The following is a 15337-nucleotide window of genomic DNA, read 5'->3' as shown; positions in this document are numbered from 1 at the left end:
CCCGATAAGGCTTGCGGCGTCCCCTCGCCTGCTCCGTCCCTACATCAGACCCCGGCGAGAGCGGAAGACTTCCGTGCTGTTCCGGCCGCTGAATCAGCCTCGAAATCGATGACGATCCGGCCCTCGATCTCGCCGCGATGCATGCGGCCGAAGATATCGTTGATATTTTCCAGCCTGTCCGTGGCGACGGTCGCGTGCACCTTGCCGTCGGCGGCGAAGTCGAGCGCCTCCTGCAGGTCGAGCCGGGTGCCGACGATCGAACCGCGCACGGTGATGCCATTCAGCACGGTATCGAAAATCGAGAGCGGGAAGTCGCCCGGCGGCAGGCCGTTGAGCGACACCGTGCCGCCGCGCCGCACCATGCCGATCGCCTGCTGGAAGGCCTTGGGGCTGACTGCGGTGACCAGCACACCTTGGGCGCCGCCGATCTCTTTCTTGATGAAGGCTGCGGGGTCGGTCTCGAGCGCATTGACGGTGAGTGCTGCACCCAGCTCGGTCGCCAGCTTGAGCTTTGCATCGTCAATGTCGACGGCGACCACGTTGAGGCCCATCGCCTTGGCATATTGCACCGCCATATGGCCCAGCCCGCCGATCCCCGAGATCGCAACCCAGTCACCCGGCTTGGTATCGGTGACCTTGAGGCCCTTATAGACCGTGACGCCCGCGCACAGCACCGGCGCGATCTCGACAAAGCCGACATTGGCGGGAAGATGGCCGACATAATTCGGATCGGCGATCACATATTCGGCAAAGCTGCCATTGACTGAATAGCCGGTGTTCTGCTGCTCTTCGCACAGCGTCTCCCACCCACCCAGGCAATGCCCGCAATGACCGCAGGCGGTATAGAGCCAGGGAACACCGACCCGGTCGCCTTCCTTCACATAAGTGACGCCGGCACCGACCGCGACGACATGCCCCACGCCCTCATGGCCGGGGATGAAGGGCGGACTGGGCTTGACCGGCCAATCGCCCTCCGCAGCGTGCAGGTCAGTATGGCAAACGCCTGTCGCCGCGATCTTGACGAGAATCTGGCCTGGGCCGGGCATGCGCACCGCCACTTCCTCGATGACGAGCGGCTTGCCGAATTCACGGACCACGGCGGCCTTCATTGTCTTTTCCATAATCATGCCTCGTACGTTGGGATAGTGAGATGACTTGGCCGACCGCCCGTCAGAAAGGCGCGTCGGTGTCGACAACGCCGATCAACTTGTGGTTAGCCTCCGTGCCGCGCCACGACGCAACGCCACCTTGCCGACATCGATGGCCCCGCGGCGGATCTTCCCCTATGCGGAAAGTTACTTAGCTCGATCCCGCACGCTGACATTGGCTGCCGGAGCAGCAAACCGATCCCGCCGGAGGATCATACCCGGCCGGATCAGCCCGGCCGCCAGGCACTAACCGGAATTCGTGCCGAAACGGCGTAACCCGTGATCGCCGCCTAGCGACCCATTGCGTTCCCGGTCGGCGCCGCGTCCGGTTCGCCGATCTGGCCCGGGTTCACGACATGGATCATCCCACCCGGCTCGAGCATGACGATCCAGTCGCGGCCGTCATCGCAATGCGCGACCCATGTCGGGCGGCCCCTAACCTTCGCATGGACGGTCGATCCGGCAACGTGCTGGCAGGGGACGTTGGAATCCTGAATGGCGCGCATGAACACCATGTCGCGCTGGCCGCCCGGCAACGCCTCGATCTGTGCGAGATAATTGCCCTCGGGCACCTGGGCCGCAGTGTCGTTCTGGGGCGCCGCGCGGTCGCATCCCGCGAGCAGAAAGGGTAGCAGGATCATTGCAAGGGCAGGATTCTTCATCGGCCGGACTCCAGGATGATCCCTTCACCCTGCCGGATTCCGGCGCACATCTGAAGAACAAGTTTCGCGGGCCGGCCGTCGCGCGCTGCCGATTATTGCCACCAGATTTGTCCCATCTCCGCCGCGAACCTGGCGAAACGGGTTTATTGCGGAGCCGCATCGAAACCGGGAGGCAATCATGGAGATCACCAGAAGGTCGCTGATCCAGGCCTCGGCCGGGCTCGCCTTGTCGACATTGCTGCCGTTGCGCGCCTGGGCGGACGACACGCCCGGAACCAACGTCACGACTGAGCAGGCACTCGCTTCATTGGTCGAGGGCAATCGCAAGTTCGCCGCCGGCGCGACGGCGCCCGCCTTGAATGTCGCCGGGCTGGGCAAGCTCGCCGCCGACCAGCACCCCTGGGCGACGATCGTCTGCTGCTCGGACAGCCGGGTTCCGCCCGAACTGATCTTCCGCACCGGCTTCGGCGAGCTGTTCGTGGTGCGCAACGCGGGAAATACCGCTGCGTCGAGCCAGTCGCTCGGCAGCATCGAATATTCGGTCGCCGTGCTCAGGGTGCCGCTGATCGTCGTGCTGGGCCATAGCGATTGCGGGGCAGTCAGGGCGGCGAAGAGCATTATCGACAGCAACACCGCTTATCCCGGCAGCATCGGCCCGATGGTCGAACCGATCCTGCCCGCGGCGAACGCCGTGCGCGGCCAGCCGCTCGACAATGCGATCGTGCAGAATGTCCGCAGTGTGACGGCGCGGCTGCGCTCGCCCGAGCAGCCGATCCTGTACCCGCCGCAGCGGGACCATCTGCTTGCGGTCATTGGCGGGGTCTATGATATCGGATCCGGCACGGTCCATTATGTCGACATACCATCCGACATACATTTGCCGGTGGATGCATCCGCTCGGCCCCACTGACGCGAAAATACCAGGGCGCGCCTTTCTCCGGGTCGACTTCCACCTGATGGGCGGCATCGCGGCACAAGCGGATTGCGCTGCCAATGATCGGAACCAGCGCCGATCATGCCGCGACCAAGGAAGTACCGGCGGCCTGGGCCGGCATCGGGCCCGCCCGTTGGTCAGCCGGCCCCGTCCCCGCTATGACGTGGCGCATGTCGGCCACCACCCTGCCCTCGTCCTTGACCACCCTTTCGATGCGAGCGCGGCTCGCGCTGATCGCCGCGAGCCACCGGCGCCTGACCGGACGCCCGCTCGTGCCGCCGGCCCGCGATCCGGTCCAGGCGCTCTGGGCTGCACCTCGCGCGATCATCGCGCATGGAATCGAGCCCGATCCGATCTTCTTCTTCGGCAACCGCTTCGCGCTCGAACGCTTCGAGATGACGCTCGAGGCGTTCACTAAAATGCCGTCGCGCCTGTCGGCCGAACCGATGCTGCGCGAGGAGCGCCAGGCACTGCTCGACCGGGTAACGCGGGACCGCTTTATCGACGACTATAGCGGTATCCGCATCTCCGCCACCGGGCGCCGCTTTCGCATCGAGCGGGCGACGGTCTGGAACCTGATCGACGAAGGCGGGGCGATCCACGGCCAGGCGGCGGCATTCGATCGCACCATCGATCTGCCGGAGGCGGGAGGCGTGTAGGCCAGTCACTCGTCAAGCGTGGACGACGCGCCACTCGACCGGACGCCGTCCCCCGCCGGCCGCCCTGCCGCTCATATCGGCTTCGATCACCCCGCCGCCCGCCCGGGCGGCATGGATCAGGCTCCAGTCGAGATCGGCCAACCGGACCTTGATGCGGTTGATATAGCTCCGGCCGTCAACCCGCTGCCAGGAAAGGTAGATGAAGCGGTCGTCGCGACCGCCGCTTGCAAAGGGCCCGCTGAAGACCGGACGGGCAGGATCGGTGCCTTCCGCCACGCGCAGATCAAGATCGAAGACGATCATGCCGTCGGCGCGGCGTATGCCGTCGTGGAGCTGGCCGTTCCTGTCCTGGAGGCCGAAGCGGAAGGCACTCCCGTCCGGACTCGGCGGCTGGGGGTCGTCGCGCAACAGCCTGAGCCGCACCGTGCCTGGATCGGTCATGACAATCCCCTTTCGCGCTGCAGCTGCGATGCGACCGCTTCCTTGATCAGCTCGGCGGCTTCGTCCAGCCCGCGCCTGCTGGCCGCCTGTTCGGGCGTCTCGCCATCGGGCGCGGCGATCAGCGGATCGGCGCCCTGTTCCAGCAGAATCGCCACTGCGTCCGCTGCTGCATCCTCGTCGTCGGGGAGCATGAGCAGGGGCGTGCGGCCGGCCGGGTCGAGCGCATTGGCCAGAGCGGGCTCGACGGCGAGCACCGCGCCCAACCGATCGAGCCGGGCAGAGGCCGTCAGGCCGTGAACATCCCGGCTGAGTGGCGCAATGAGATCGATCATCGCCTGGTTCTTCCAGAAGACGCCGTGACCAAGCGGGGTCGCGTTGTAGTTGCCGCCGCGCCGATCGATATCGGCGCCGGCAGCGATCAGGGCTGCTGCCGCGGCGAGCGCACCGGCATGGGCGGCACTGTGCAGCGCCCGTTGCCCGTTAGGCCCCTCAAGATCGACCGGCATGCCGAGATCCAGGGCAAGGTGGATGATATCAGGCCGGTCGCGCGCGGCACCGAGCAGGAGCGGGGCCGGGTCATCGAGACAGCCGGGATTGGCCGCGGCAAGCCGCCGCGCCCCGGCTTCGTCCCGCTGCATGCAGGCAGCGAGAAAGGCGGGTTGACCGGTCAGCCGGGCTGGATCGGCGCCGTGGCGCTCAAGCAGGCTCGCCATTTCGGTGAACCCATGGAGCTGTGCGATCACATGATGCGGCTGCTTGCTGTAGCTGTTGCGCCCGCCAGGGTTGCCGCCGTGCCGCAACAGCCATTCGGCACGGGCGAGATGGTCGTGGCTCACTGCGTTGCCGAGCAGATAGTCGACCGCGCTCATTCGCCCGCCGCCGAGCGATTTCTCCTCGAGGCTGGTCCAGCGCCCTTCGGCGCCGCGCTCGACCGAGCGTCGCCACAGGAAATCAAGCCAGCGCGTGTCGTCGCCGACGATCGAATCATTGTAGAGCGCCTGGGGGTCAAACGGGTCGGCGCCGCGATCGACGAGAAGGGCGGCGAGGTCGGGTGCGCGCGGGTGCGGCGGGCGAATTCCCTCGCCGAGGCCGATCACCCCGGTCAGCACCGAGAACATATTGCCCCAGCCGTCATCGAACGCAGCGTTCGGATCAGCGCCGTGATCGAGCAACAGGCCGGCAAGGTCGCGCGCCGTGTCGGCGACTGCGGGCAGCGGCAGCCGGCTATAGGCAAGATACTGCAGCGGTTCCCAGTCGAGCGACCCACGCTTCGCGGTGGCGGCACCGGGATCGGCCGCGAGCCGCCGCCGTGCCTCGGCGAGATCGCCATAGACGACAGCGTTGTGGAGGCTGTGGCGCGCGAGTTCCGGATGGCGGAGCGCGATGCGCGCGGCGGCGGATGGGTCGCCGCCATCCCAGGCGGCGCGCAGCAGCACGCCGGCGAGATCATCGGGGCTGCGTGCTGCATCATCGCGATCGGCGATCGCCTGTTTGAGCGACATCCACCCAGTCAGGCCGAATTCAAGAGCGATGGCATGCTGAATGTCGCGCAGCGCAGGCGCGGCGGGCGCCTTCGGCCACGCATCGCGCAGCCTGGCGAGCGCCGCGGCATCGCCGCCGCGAATCGCCTTGAGCCAGCGCTTCGCATCCTTGCGCAGGGTATCGATATTGGTGCCTCGAGCGACCGTGCGGCGCATAGTCCTTCCTTCCGTGGTTCGCCTGGCGTCCGCTTAGACAGGCCGGAAGAAGGTGACGGATGGTATCCGATACCGGATGGGTGGGGGCAATCCCCCTTGCCGCGGACGGGTGGCGCCCCAGAGCGCACTAGGCCGACATCTCTCAAATGTGCCTGTTTCTGTCAATCGGCCGCGCGGCCGCTCTCAGTCGATCGCCATCCTCCGCCCCTCGGCGGCGCTCCTGCGGGCCAGCGCGATCAATTCGAGGCCGGCGAGCGCGTCGGCGGGTTCGACCGGCGGCGGCGCGCCGTCGAGGATGGCGTCAGCCATGCCCTCATAATAAAGGCGCCAGTCGCCCCGCGCCGAGACGATCCCTTCCGTCCGGCCGTCGCCGAAGGTGAGCGTGCCGAAGGTCTCGATCGGTTCCTCGCCATAGCCGGTATCGCCGGCATTGGCGCCGGCGCGGAGAAAGGATTCCTGGGGGTCGAGGCCATATTTGACGAAGCTGCCCGCAGCGCCGTGCAGCGCGAAACGCGGGCGCGCCGACGCGACCAGGGTCGAGCCCGAGAGGATCACCCGGCGCGCGCCGTAGAACAGGGTAAGCTCGAAATAATCGTCGACCATGACACCCGGGCGTTGGGCTGCGAGATCGGCGGAGAGCGCTTCGGGTTTGCCGAACAGGGCCAGCGCCTGATCGATCAGATGCGGGCCGAGATCGGCAAGCATGCCGCCGCCCTCCTCGACGCTCGCCTCGCGCCAACCCCCCTTGATCGCGGGGCGGAAACGGTCCCAGCGCAGCTCGGCGAGCATCACCTCGCCCAGCGCGCCGCTGTCCAGTACGCCGCGCACGGTCAGGAAATCGCTGTCCCAGCGCCGGTTGTGGAAAACCGACAGCATCAGGCCGCGCGTCCGCGCCAGGGCGATCAGCGCCTCGCCATCGGTCGGGTCGACCGCGAAGGGCTTGTCGACCACGACATGCTTGCCCGCCTCGAGCGCCGCGCGGGCGAGCGGCACGTGGAGATGGTTCGGCGTTGCGATCACCACCAGGCCGATCGACGGATCGGCGATCAGCGCCTCGGCACTGGCCACCACCGCGACACCCGGATGATCCCGCGCGACCTCGTCTGCGCGCGAGGTGACGATTGCCGCCAGCTCGAGCCGGTCGACCGCGGCGATCAGCGGCGCGTGGAAGCTCGCGCCGGCCAGGCCATAGCCGATCACCCCTGTGTTGATCGGGCTCGCCGCGGCCGTCATGGCTCGGCCGCGATCATGTCGGCGCCGTCGCCATGGTCGACATATTCGCGCCACATCATGATGAGCACCGCCATCGTCGCCGGACCGACGAACAGGCCGAGCAGGCCAAGCGTTTCGACCCCGCCCAAAATGCCGATCAGCACCCAGATAAAGGGCAGCCGGGTCGCGCCGCCGATCAGCACCGGACGGATGAAATGATCGGCGATGCCGACCACTGCAAGGCCGATCGCCACCACGGCAATGGCACTGCCGACCGCATCCTGGCCGAGCAGCAGCAGGGCGGCGACCGCGAACAGAAGGGCGGCACCGAACGGGATCATGGCCGCCACCGCGGTCAGCGCGCCGAGCAGCAGCGGATGCGGCACGCCGAGCATGACATAGACTACCGCCATCACTGCACCCTCGCCGATGCCGACCAGCACCAGCCCGTCGATCGTGCCGCGCACCGAACGGATCGCCTGGACGCCGATCCGCTCCCCTGCCGGGCCGAACATCCGATCGCCGGCGCGCTGGGCCTGGGCGACGATCGTGTCGCGGTCGCGCAGCAGGAAGAACAGCGTGATCAGGGTGAAGCTGAAGATCACCACGCGGTGGATGACGCCGCTGCCGATCAGCCTCGAGCGATCGTTCCAGGCGGCGCCGCTGAGATGGCTGATCTGCCGGGTCGCGCTTTCCGGCGTGGCGAGATTTTCCTGCCACCAATGCTTCATGGTTTCGCTGGCGATCGGCAGGTGATCGAGCCAGGCGGGCGGCGCGACGCCATTGGCGCGCGCGGCGGCAATCCATGACGCCACTTCATGCGCTTCGCGCGCGGCCTGGGCGATGCCGATGGCGATCGGAATCAGCACCACCAGCGCCACGAGCAGGGTGATGGCGAGCGGCACCAGCATCCGGCCGGTGCGGCCCGGATACCCTGCCCGCAGACGCAAATAGAGCGGATCGAGCGCGATCGCGATGATCACCGCCCAGACAAGCGCCGGCAGGAAGCTGAGGATGACCCACAATCCGAGCAGGCCGAGCGCAGAGGCGAGGATGATCCGGGCGATGCTTTGGCCTTTCTCAGGCGGAGATGCCGGGTCGGGCTGGGTCTGTGGCAGGTTCATATCGGGGGTCTAGCAGGGCCGGCGGCGTTTGCCAGCCGAGTTGCGGGCCCGATCAACCCGCATCCTGTTTCCGCGATTTCTCTTCTCCCCGATCTTCCGCAAGGGTTGGACCTCAAGCGTCGCGCCCGGTAAGAAAGCTTCTGTCCCTGAACCCAGCCACGGTGAAGCATGCGCCCTTTTTTTCGATGGACGATATTGATCGCGGCGCTCCTGTTCGTGCTGGCGGGCGGATATGCCGCCTCCCTGAAATCCGGGGGCGACGAACCGGACAACCCGCAAAGCGGCGTCTTCACCAAGACGCCCGGGAGCTCCAAGCACCTGCCCGGCAGCGGCCCGATCAGCAGCCTGACGGGATCGCCCCGATCCTTGCCCCCGCATGTGCCCGCTCCCGACGCGCTCGTCGCGAAGGCTTGAATCGGAGGCAAAATCCGCTTTTAACCCCGGCCGGGGACCCGGCCCCGTTCCTGAAACCCGAGAATGAACCATGTCTCCTCTCTACCGATGGGCGTTGCTGATCCTCGCCTTGCTGTTTGTCCTTGGTGGCGCCTACGTCGTCCGCATGAGGACTGGGGGCGGCGTGACGGATCCAGGCAGCAAGGTAATCACCCCTCTCTCCCCCGGCCATCCGCGCGCCGTCACCTGATGGCGGTGCCGCGCCTTTGCGCGTTCAACCGCCGATCGGCAGCTCGAACGGCGTCACCGGCAGCCCCGAGGCGTCGGTCAGTGTGCACAGCGGGCTGTCGCCCCAGCAGAAGCGGACCCGGCTCGCGCCGGCTGCATCAGGGCCGGTGACGAGCACATTATCCCCGTCGATCCGCGCGGCGGCGTAGCGGCACGATCCATCGGCCGGGCCGCACAGCTCGAAGGCGTTGGGATCGCCATTATAGGCAGCAAGCGCTCCGGTGACGCCGGCAAAGGACACGACAATGCCGGATGGGGCGCGCCGCGCCGTGCCCGGCACCGCGCCCGCGGCCGGATCGGTGCCGCCATAGACGACCCGCCGCGCGGCGATCGCGAGGCGGCGGCCGACCTCCTGCTTGTTGCTTGGGTGCAGGTTGCCGGGATCGCCGATATCGACCGTCACGATATAGGCGGCGTGCGGATCGGCGAGCGCGGCGCGGCGCTGCGCCTCGCGTATGTTCGACCAGAGCGATTCAGCCGGCGCGGTCGGGCGTGAACCATAGTCGGGAAGCTCGACGATCAGGAACGGCAGGCCGGCGCCGAACACGCGGCGCCAGTCAGCCATCAGCGCCGCCATCGTCGCCTGGTAGCGGCCGCTGAAATACATGTCGGATTCGCCCTGGTACCAGATGGCGGCCTTGAAGGCGTAAGGGCCGATCGGCGCGATCATGCCGTTATAGGTCATCGCGACGCCGTGAGTCGGGCCCCAGGGGAGTTGCGGCGCGATCAGCGTGTCGGCGACGGGCGCGTACCGCCACGGCCCGGCAAGCAGCACCGCGCTGCCGTCGGCCAGCCGGATGGCGCGGGTGTCTGCCGGGCCGCTCATCCCGCAATTGCGCCAGCTGCAGAAGATGTTGGTGATGATGACATTCTCGCCGGCGTGGAGCACCCCGGCGGGCACGCGGTGCTGCGCCTGTCTCGACCAGGAGGTGCCGCCGACGCCGTGGCCGTTGATCCAGCTCTCATCCTCCTCATTGACCGCGCCGAGATCGAGGATCGCGGCCTGCGCGGCCTGCGTGGCGGTCAAGGTCACGCTGGTGCGCAGCCACATCTGCCCGACAAAGCCGTCGGGCGATCCGCCCGTCCACAACGCCCAGGCGCCGAGGCCAGCGGGCGCCGTCGCCCAGTCGGCGACCGGATAGGCGGGCTCCCACGGATTGCCTCTTGCCTTTGCCGCGCCATTCGCGCGCCACCACGCCTCCCAGGTCCCGTCCCAGCGGCGCTGCGCCGCATCCGGATCGCTGCGGAAAAGGCGGAGCATCGCGAGATCGTCATCATAGAGGCCGAGCGCGCCGAGGCCCGGCTCGCTGACCCAGTCCCGCACGCGGCTGCCGCCCCAGGCCGAGACGACCATGCCGACCGGCACGCCGGCGGTCTTCCTGATCTCGCGGGCGAAGTAGAAGCAGCTCGCGGAGAAATTCCCGACCGTGTCGGGCGACGCCACCGTCCAGGAGACTGGCGTCGCGAAGCTGTCGAGCGGCGTCACGCTCTCCTTCGTCGCGACCAGAAGCTGGCGAATCTGCCCGTCAGTCGCGGCGCGCATCTCGACCTGCGCATTGCCGGCGGCGCGAACGCTGAGCTGCATGTTGGACTGACCGGCGCACAGGAAGACATCGCCGACCAGCACATCCTCGACCCGCTGATCAAACCCGGATCGGGCGTGCGCCTCGAGGATGTAAGGCCCACCCGCCGGCATGGCGGGAAGCGACGCATGCCAATGACCGTCCTTGTCCGCTTTGGCCGTCACGCGCGCATCGCCGAGCGTCACAGTGACGGCAGTGCCCGCTGCCGCGCTGCCATAGACGGGGATCGGCGTGCCGCGCTGCAGGACGGCATGATCCTGGAACATCGGATGGAGCAAAGGGGCTTCAGCGGCGCAAGCCGGCATCGCGCAGAGCGACGCGGCGAGACAGAATATGGCGGCTAGCCCGTTTTTCATGCTCATCCCCCCGGTCCGTTTCGAACAGATCGTATAGGATATATGGAGAGCAGCTTTTGCCCGGTTTGTCCAGAAAGGGAGGCAGGCAGCGCGGGCGTGCGGGACGGAACAGCATCATCTCAATGGCGTTTTTTGCGCGCCGTCGCGCTCGCTGCCGGCGTTGCGCTCACCACAGGCGAGGGGGCGGCTCAGCGCGGCCGATATTGAATCCGCGCCTCCCCCTGCGCTTCCACGGGCATGAACAGGCCCTTCCCGGTCACCTGGATCGGTCCGTGCTCGACGCTCGCGACATTGGCTGAAAGCACGAAATCGCCTTGCCGCCTGACCGAGATCGCGCCCCGCGCCGCGGTCAGCACCTTCTGGTAATCGCCGACGAAATCATGCGCGAGCGCGCCGCGGATTCCGTCGCGCACCGAGCCGTTCTCGAACAGCGAGAAGAGCAGGTTGACGCCGGTGCTGTCGGTATGCGCCGCGATCTGCAGGTCCCTGACCTGGACGAACTGAGAATTGGGGCCGTTGAAGGGGATGGCCGACAGCCAGACCTCGCCTTTGGCCGCGACCAGCGAGACATTGCGGGACTTGACCGTCGCATGGATGCCGACCGCCAGCCGGCCATGCTCGGTCGCATAGATCGTTACCTTGCCGAAGGTCGCATCGACCGGCCCGATGCCGGCCAGCACGATCTGCTTCTTCGCCAGCTTGGCCAACGTGCGCTCGACCACCGGCTCGAGCTCGGCATAATCGGCCAGCACTGGAATGAAGAAACGCAGGCCGCGCTCCCCGAGCTGCCGCGATGGCGGCGGCAAGGGCGTCGGGACCGGATCGGACGGGCGGTTGCCGACGAAGGTCTCGGTCAACGCCTCGGCGGCGAGGTCCATTTCGAGCCGGCCTCCCGCGATCCGGTAGCCGCCGAAGCCGAGTGAGCGCGGCGTGATCCGCATCCAGACCGGTGGCCGCTCGCGGTTGAGCATGATCGAGGTGAAACCCTGACGCCACAGCCCATCGAGCTGGTCGTGCAGGCGAAGCCTGTCGAGCTCCCTGGGCAGGTCGCGCTGCAGCCGCGCAATGACTCCCTGCAGCTTGCTGTCGGCCTTTTCGGCAAAGCGGATACGCTGGCCGAGGAAATCGATCCCCGGCGGATCGGTCCAGTCATAGGCGATGGCGACCCTTGCGGTGGGCGACCAATTGCCGTCGACCGCGAGCCTGGCCGAGGCGCGGATGATTGCGGCGCCGGTCGCGGTTTCCTTGCTGATGATGCCGCCGATATGCGCAGCGCTGATCGTCGCGTTGATCGGCATGGTGACGAGCAGGGTCGCGCCGCTGCCGCTCAGCGTGATCCGGCCACGCGTCACTTCGCCGGCGATGTCGCAGTGCAGGGCAGGCGTGACCTTCAGTCGCTTGCGGAACAGCTTCACGCGCCTGGGCGGCACGCAAAGCTGCGCGCGCTTATCGATCCGCCACAGGATCCTGGGGGTGCGCCGGTTGATGCCGTCTTCGAGATCGGCAAGCCGCGCCGAGACGGGGACAGTGATCGTCGAACTGCGCCGCGGCAGCTCGGCCGCGGTCTCGACGCGCGGCGGCGCCGGATTGCCTGAATCATGGCTGCAGGACGCGAGCAGCGGGGTGCCGACGAGGAAGGCGATCGCCCGCAACGACCCGGATTTATCGATCAAGGGGGGGCGCCGGTTCATTGGTCCGCACCAACCATAAGGTGACGTCGAAGTTCCGCTATGCTTCCGCCTCGCGTTTCCGATGGTCAATCATGCCGCCTTCGATCGCCTGATTGCCCGCGCGGGTTATTTACGAAGGAGCCGCGCCCGCATTTCTTCCATGGTCACTGCGTTCACGGCGGCGACGCGGTCCCCGGCAGCGATGATCGCGCCGAGATGCGCCACGATCTGGCACGCGGCGTCGAACTTCTGAAGCGCGCGATCGTGCCGCTGAAGGATGATCGGATCGTCGGTCAGGTCGTCGCCGACCGACTCCAGCAGGCGCCCGACATAGCCCAGTTCTTCGGCTATCCGGCTCTCCAGCACGCCGGCATCGACCGGTGCGCCGGCAGCGGGGCCGTCGGGCAATGGCAACGAGTCCCCGTTCCGAATGGCGGCCTGGATGGCATCGACGCGTGCCTGGCCCATGAGAGGGCGGCGGACGCCCGTGACCCATTCGTCGATCATGGTCGTCCCGTCGAACTTGATGCCGCACCGCCCATCGGCTTGCCAGACGGTCTTCCCGCCGATCTCGAGTTCCATGCGGCGCAGGATCAGCGGCGTTCCGACTCCTGGAAGAACCGTGCCGTCGATCATCGCGCCGCCTTCCGACAGGTTGCGGATTCGCACGGGAGCCTTGAGACCGCAGGCTTCGATGCTCGCGGACAGCAGGAGGTTCTTCCTGGGCGCGCGCGGCCGCATTTCGGCCCCGAGCGGGGGATCGGCAGATTGATGGTCCACGGGCAGGTCAGCCACTCTGAAATCCTTCGGGAAATTCCCTTGCCTGTCCAGCGCACGCGACAATCGGGCAGGCATCGTGCCCGGAGGTCGCAATGATCTTATGCCGGAGCGGCTTAAATGATCTTATGCCGGAGCGGCTTAATTGTAGGTTTCAGTCGGAATCGACCCGGGGCGCAGGCGTTTTCTCCTTGCGCGGCGCCGGGAAGCAAGGCTGCGCCCGCCACAGGATTGCAGGCGATCATGGGTTGAGTGTCCCTCAGTCGGGTCGTTTCGGCAATTCGATCTCGCCCTTCGCCGTTGCGAGCACTGCACCGAGCTGGTTCGCCATCCTGCATTCGACCTGCACCATGTGCCGGCCATTCTCATCGATGAACTTGTCGAGGATGCTGCCGGTGGTGATGGTGATGTCGCCGGTCAGCGCCGGGCTGCGATAATTGGCGGCGGAATGGCGGACCATGCCCCACTCCCCTGCCCAGCCGGCGAAATAATCGGTGATCCACGCCCCCATCGACGCACCATAGCCGTAACCGCGCGGCATGCCGATGAAACGCGCCCAGCGCGGAAACAAATGCCCGCGCGACGGGCCGATATAGGCGCCGTCAGTCAATTCGGGGTTGATAGCCTCCATCACCGGATCATTTTCGTGCCCGGCCATTTCCTTGACGAAGCCGAGCGCCTCCATGTCGAGGTCGCCCCGGCGATGCGTGCCGCCCCATTGCGTGAAGGTATAGGCCCGCCATTCAGTGGTGAACGAAACGATCGAGTGCGGGCCGAACACACGCTCGGGCAGCGCCGCGCCGACCACAACGTCATCCCACCAGCGGCGATTGTGGCCGAGATCATGCAGCATCTGGATCCACTGCATCTTGCGCTCCTCGAGCGCCTCCAGCTCGTCGTCGGTCCAGATCGGATCCTCGAAGCCCTCGGTCGGCACATTGTCCTTGCCGGCTTCCTGGCTGTAGCGGATCGAGGTCGAGCGCTGCTTGGCGATCAGTTCGCCATCCTGGTTGTAATAGAAATTGTCGCCGCGCTGGAAGCAGGTCGGGCCCGCGAACTTGGTTTCCTTGATCGTGTAATCGAACGGGATGCGCTCGTTGAGGATGCGATCGCCCGCCTTCATGCGCGGGCCGTAGAACCACCATTCGTCGCCGCCGAACAGCATGTGAGAATTGGGGATGCCGCCGATGCAGGAGGGCGCCGAGCCGTGCGCGCAGTCCATCGTCACGGCAAAACTCTGCGGCGCGATCAGCTGGCCCCAGCGGCTCTGCGCGGCGAAGCCGGCATCGTAATGGATCCGATTGGGATAGTGCATCGCCTGAACCCAGCGGCGTATATCATTGTTGGCGATCGGCTCGACCATCCGGCCGGGATCAATCGGCACGCCCATGAAGCGATCGAGATCGGAACAGTCGAGGATTGGCTTGGACACGGATGATTCCTCTCGAATTCCCGGCGCGACCGCCTTTTGCAGGCAGTTCGCGCGGAAAGGGTGCGCATCGCTGCGAGGCGATCCGAGGCAAGCGCTAGAGAGTCCGCGGCCGAATTGCTTGACCGATTTGGACAAGGGAGATCCGCATCGAAGCGCTGAACACCGCAGGGAACGTCAGGCCCGGTTCCCGATGCGCTCCCGATGCCAACGCAGCCAGGGAAGCAGATGCGGCCTGCGGATCGGGGACGCACCATTGGGTGTCGCGACATCGATATTCCGGCTGCTGAACTGCCAGTAGATCATGGCGCTCATGACCGCGGCGTAGAAGCACCAGACCGAGGCAAAGGCATATCCCTTGACGAGCTCGACGATCGACAGTGCGACGATGTTGAGCACGCCATAGGTCCTGACCACGCGGTGCGTCGACAGGATCAGCGCGCCGCAGGTCGCGAGGATATAGAGCAAGGATACCGCGAAGCTGCTGGTCAGCGGATTTCGGTAGGCGATCGAATGATGCTCGATAAAGGCCTGGCTCGGATAGAAGATCAGTCCGGTGACATCCCACAGGCACACCAGGGCGCCGATGCCGGTCAGGCCGAGGATGGCGCCGCGGCGCCAGCCGGGCGGTTCCATCAGCAGCACCGCGAGCGGCATCAGAAAGGGCAGGATCCCCTGGGCGTAGAGCGTGAACAGGAAGGCGACATGATCAAGCGCGATCTTGCCGATCCGTCCATCCAGGCCGAGCCAGACCATGCCTTCGGAGAATTGGTGGAAGGCGAACAGCATCGGGACCGAGGCGAACAGCAACGAGCGAGGCTCGCGGACATGGCGAAGCGTCGCCACGCCGATCGTTCCGAGAACGCCGGCGGCGACGAAGCTTGCAGTGGCCGAAAAGCACATGGAACGGTCTTTCGGCCAAGGAGGGAAATGCCTTGTGCAGTGCTTCCTGCCGGATAGCCAG

The 15337-nt window shown here is 66.6% G+C and carries 14 protein-coding genes; 3 read left to right on the top strand and 11 right to left on the bottom strand.

Annotated elements, in window-relative coordinates:
* Nucleotides 1-44: 44 nt before the first annotated feature.
* Together adhP and ABD050_RS13885 are read right to left on the bottom strand one after the other, a co-directional pair.
* Complete coding sequence (gene adhP, locus ABD050_RS13890; RefSeq protein ID WP_343889989.1) at nucleotides 45-1121, bottom strand: alcohol dehydrogenase AdhP; 1077 nt, start codon at nucleotides 1119-1121, stop codon at nucleotides 45-47.
* 317 nt (nucleotides 1122-1438) lie between these two features.
* On the bottom strand, nucleotides 1439-1810 hold the full coding sequence (locus ABD050_RS13885; RefSeq protein ID WP_343889987.1) for a hypothetical protein: 372 nt from the start codon (nucleotides 1808-1810) through the stop codon (nucleotides 1439-1441).
* 178 nt (nucleotides 1811-1988) lie between these two features.
* On the opposite strand from ABD050_RS13885, the gene ABD050_RS13880 reads away from it, so the two are divergent.
* Entirely contained in the window at nucleotides 1989-2720 is a 732-nt protein-coding gene (locus ABD050_RS13880; protein ID WP_343889986.1) for a carbonic anhydrase, read from the top strand.
* A gap of 83 nt (nucleotides 2721-2803) precedes the next feature.
* Nucleotides 2804-3403 (top strand): MEKHLA domain-containing protein, encoded by a 600-nt coding sequence (locus tag ABD050_RS13875; protein WP_343889985.1) that lies wholly within the window; start codon nucleotides 2804-2806, stop codon nucleotides 3401-3403.
* 12 nt (nucleotides 3404-3415) lie between these two features.
* Here the strand turns inward: ABD050_RS13875 and ABD050_RS13870 are convergent, their stop codons facing one another.
* From ABD050_RS13870 to ABD050_RS13855, 4 genes are all read right to left on the bottom strand, one after another.
* Nucleotides 3416-3844, bottom strand: a complete 429-nt coding sequence (locus ABD050_RS13870) for a DUF5990 family protein (RefSeq protein ID WP_343889984.1) — start codon at nucleotides 3842-3844, stop codon at nucleotides 3416-3418.
* Nucleotides 3841-5541 carry an ankyrin repeat domain-containing protein gene (locus tag ABD050_RS13865; RefSeq protein ID WP_343889983.1) on the bottom strand — a complete coding sequence of 567 codons (1701 nt, stop codon included), beginning with the start codon at nucleotides 5539-5541 and terminating at the stop codon, nucleotides 3841-3843. The genes ABD050_RS13870 and ABD050_RS13865 overlap by 4 nt, the downstream gene beginning before the upstream one ends.
* Nucleotides 5542-5724: 183 nt before the next feature.
* Nucleotides 5725-6774, bottom strand: a complete 1050-nt coding sequence (locus ABD050_RS13860; RefSeq protein ID WP_343889981.1) for an oxidoreductase — start codon at nucleotides 6772-6774, stop codon at nucleotides 5725-5727.
* A complete protein-coding gene (locus ABD050_RS13855) occupies nucleotides 6771-7877 on the bottom strand; it encodes an AI-2E family transporter (RefSeq protein WP_343889980.1) in 1107 nt (368 codons plus the stop codon). Before ABD050_RS13855 ends, ABD050_RS13860 begins: the two co-directional genes overlap by 4 nt.
* Nucleotides 7878-8072: 195 nt before the next feature.
* Between ABD050_RS13855 and ABD050_RS13850 the strand changes: the two genes are divergently transcribed.
* Entirely contained in the window at nucleotides 8073-8291 is a 219-nt protein-coding gene (locus tag ABD050_RS13850) for a hypothetical protein (protein WP_343889979.1), read from the top strand.
* Between the two features lie 253 nt (nucleotides 8292-8544).
* Here ABD050_RS13850 and ABD050_RS13845 read toward each other — a convergent pair whose 3' ends face one another.
* From ABD050_RS13845 to ABD050_RS13825, 5 genes are all read right to left on the bottom strand, one after another.
* Nucleotides 8545-10497, bottom strand: a complete 1953-nt coding sequence (locus ABD050_RS13845; RefSeq protein WP_343889978.1) for a sialate O-acetylesterase — start codon at nucleotides 10495-10497, stop codon at nucleotides 8545-8547.
* A gap of 188 nt (nucleotides 10498-10685) precedes the next feature.
* Nucleotides 10686-12170 (bottom strand): DUF4403 family protein, encoded by a 1485-nt coding sequence (locus tag ABD050_RS13840; RefSeq protein WP_343889977.1) that lies wholly within the window; start codon nucleotides 12168-12170, stop codon nucleotides 10686-10688.
* 123 nt (nucleotides 12171-12293) lie between these two features.
* Nucleotides 12294-12962 carry a hypothetical protein gene (locus tag ABD050_RS13835; protein ID WP_343889976.1) on the bottom strand — a complete coding sequence of 223 codons (669 nt, stop codon included), beginning with the start codon at nucleotides 12960-12962 and terminating at the stop codon, nucleotides 12294-12296.
* 241 nt (nucleotides 12963-13203) lie between these two features.
* Nucleotides 13204-14376 carry an FAS1-like dehydratase domain-containing protein gene (locus tag ABD050_RS13830; RefSeq protein ID WP_343889975.1) on the bottom strand — a complete coding sequence of 391 codons (1173 nt, stop codon included), beginning with the start codon at nucleotides 14374-14376 and terminating at the stop codon, nucleotides 13204-13206.
* A 174-nt stretch (nucleotides 14377-14550) separates the two neighbouring features.
* Nucleotides 14551-15276, bottom strand: a complete 726-nt coding sequence (locus ABD050_RS13825) for a DUF6629 family protein (RefSeq protein ID WP_343889974.1) — start codon at nucleotides 15274-15276, stop codon at nucleotides 14551-14553.
* Between the last annotated feature and the right edge of the window lie 61 nt (nucleotides 15277-15337).

It is taken from the genome of Sphingomonas oligophenolica (assembly GCF_039522915.1).
GTDB lineage: Bacteria > Pseudomonadota > Alphaproteobacteria > Sphingomonadales > Sphingomonadaceae > Sphingomonas > Sphingomonas oligophenolica.
This window is presented reverse-complemented; position numbering and strand designations above follow the sequence as displayed.

Bases quoted from the DNA above. Each gene is read 5' to 3' on its own strand.
- adhP (WP_343889989.1), bottom strand. From the start codon at position 1,121: ATGGAAAAGACAATGAAGGCCGCCGTGGTCCGTGAATTCGGCAAGCCG.
- ABD050_RS13885 (WP_343889987.1), bottom strand. From the start codon at position 1,810: ATGAAGAATCCTGCCCTTGCAATGATCCTGCTACCCTTTCTGCTCGCG.
- ABD050_RS13880 (WP_343889986.1), top strand. From the start codon at position 1,989: ATGGAGATCACCAGAAGGTCGCTGATCCAGGCCTCGGCCGGGCTCGCC.
- ABD050_RS13875 (WP_343889985.1), top strand. From the start codon at position 2,804: ATGATCGGAACCAGCGCCGATCATGCCGCGACCAAGGAAGTACCGGCG.
- ABD050_RS13870 (WP_343889984.1), bottom strand. From the start codon at position 3,844: ATGACCGATCCAGGCACGGTGCGGCTCAGGCTGTTGCGCGACGACCCC.
- ABD050_RS13865 (WP_343889983.1), bottom strand. From the start codon at position 5,541: ATGCGCCGCACGGTCGCTCGAGGCACCAATATCGATACCCTGCGCAAG.
- ABD050_RS13860 (WP_343889981.1), bottom strand. From the start codon at position 6,774: ATGACGGCCGCGGCGAGCCCGATCAACACAGGGGTGATCGGCTATGGC.
- ABD050_RS13855 (WP_343889980.1), bottom strand. From the start codon at position 7,877: ATGAACCTGCCACAGACCCAGCCCGACCCGGCATCTCCGCCTGAGAAA.
- ABD050_RS13845 (WP_343889978.1), bottom strand. From the start codon at position 10,497: ATGAAAAACGGGCTAGCCGCCATATTCTGTCTCGCCGCGTCGCTCTGC.
- ABD050_RS13825 (WP_343889974.1), bottom strand. From the start codon at position 15,276: ATGTGCTTTTCGGCCACTGCAAGCTTCGTCGCCGCCGGCGTTCTCGGA.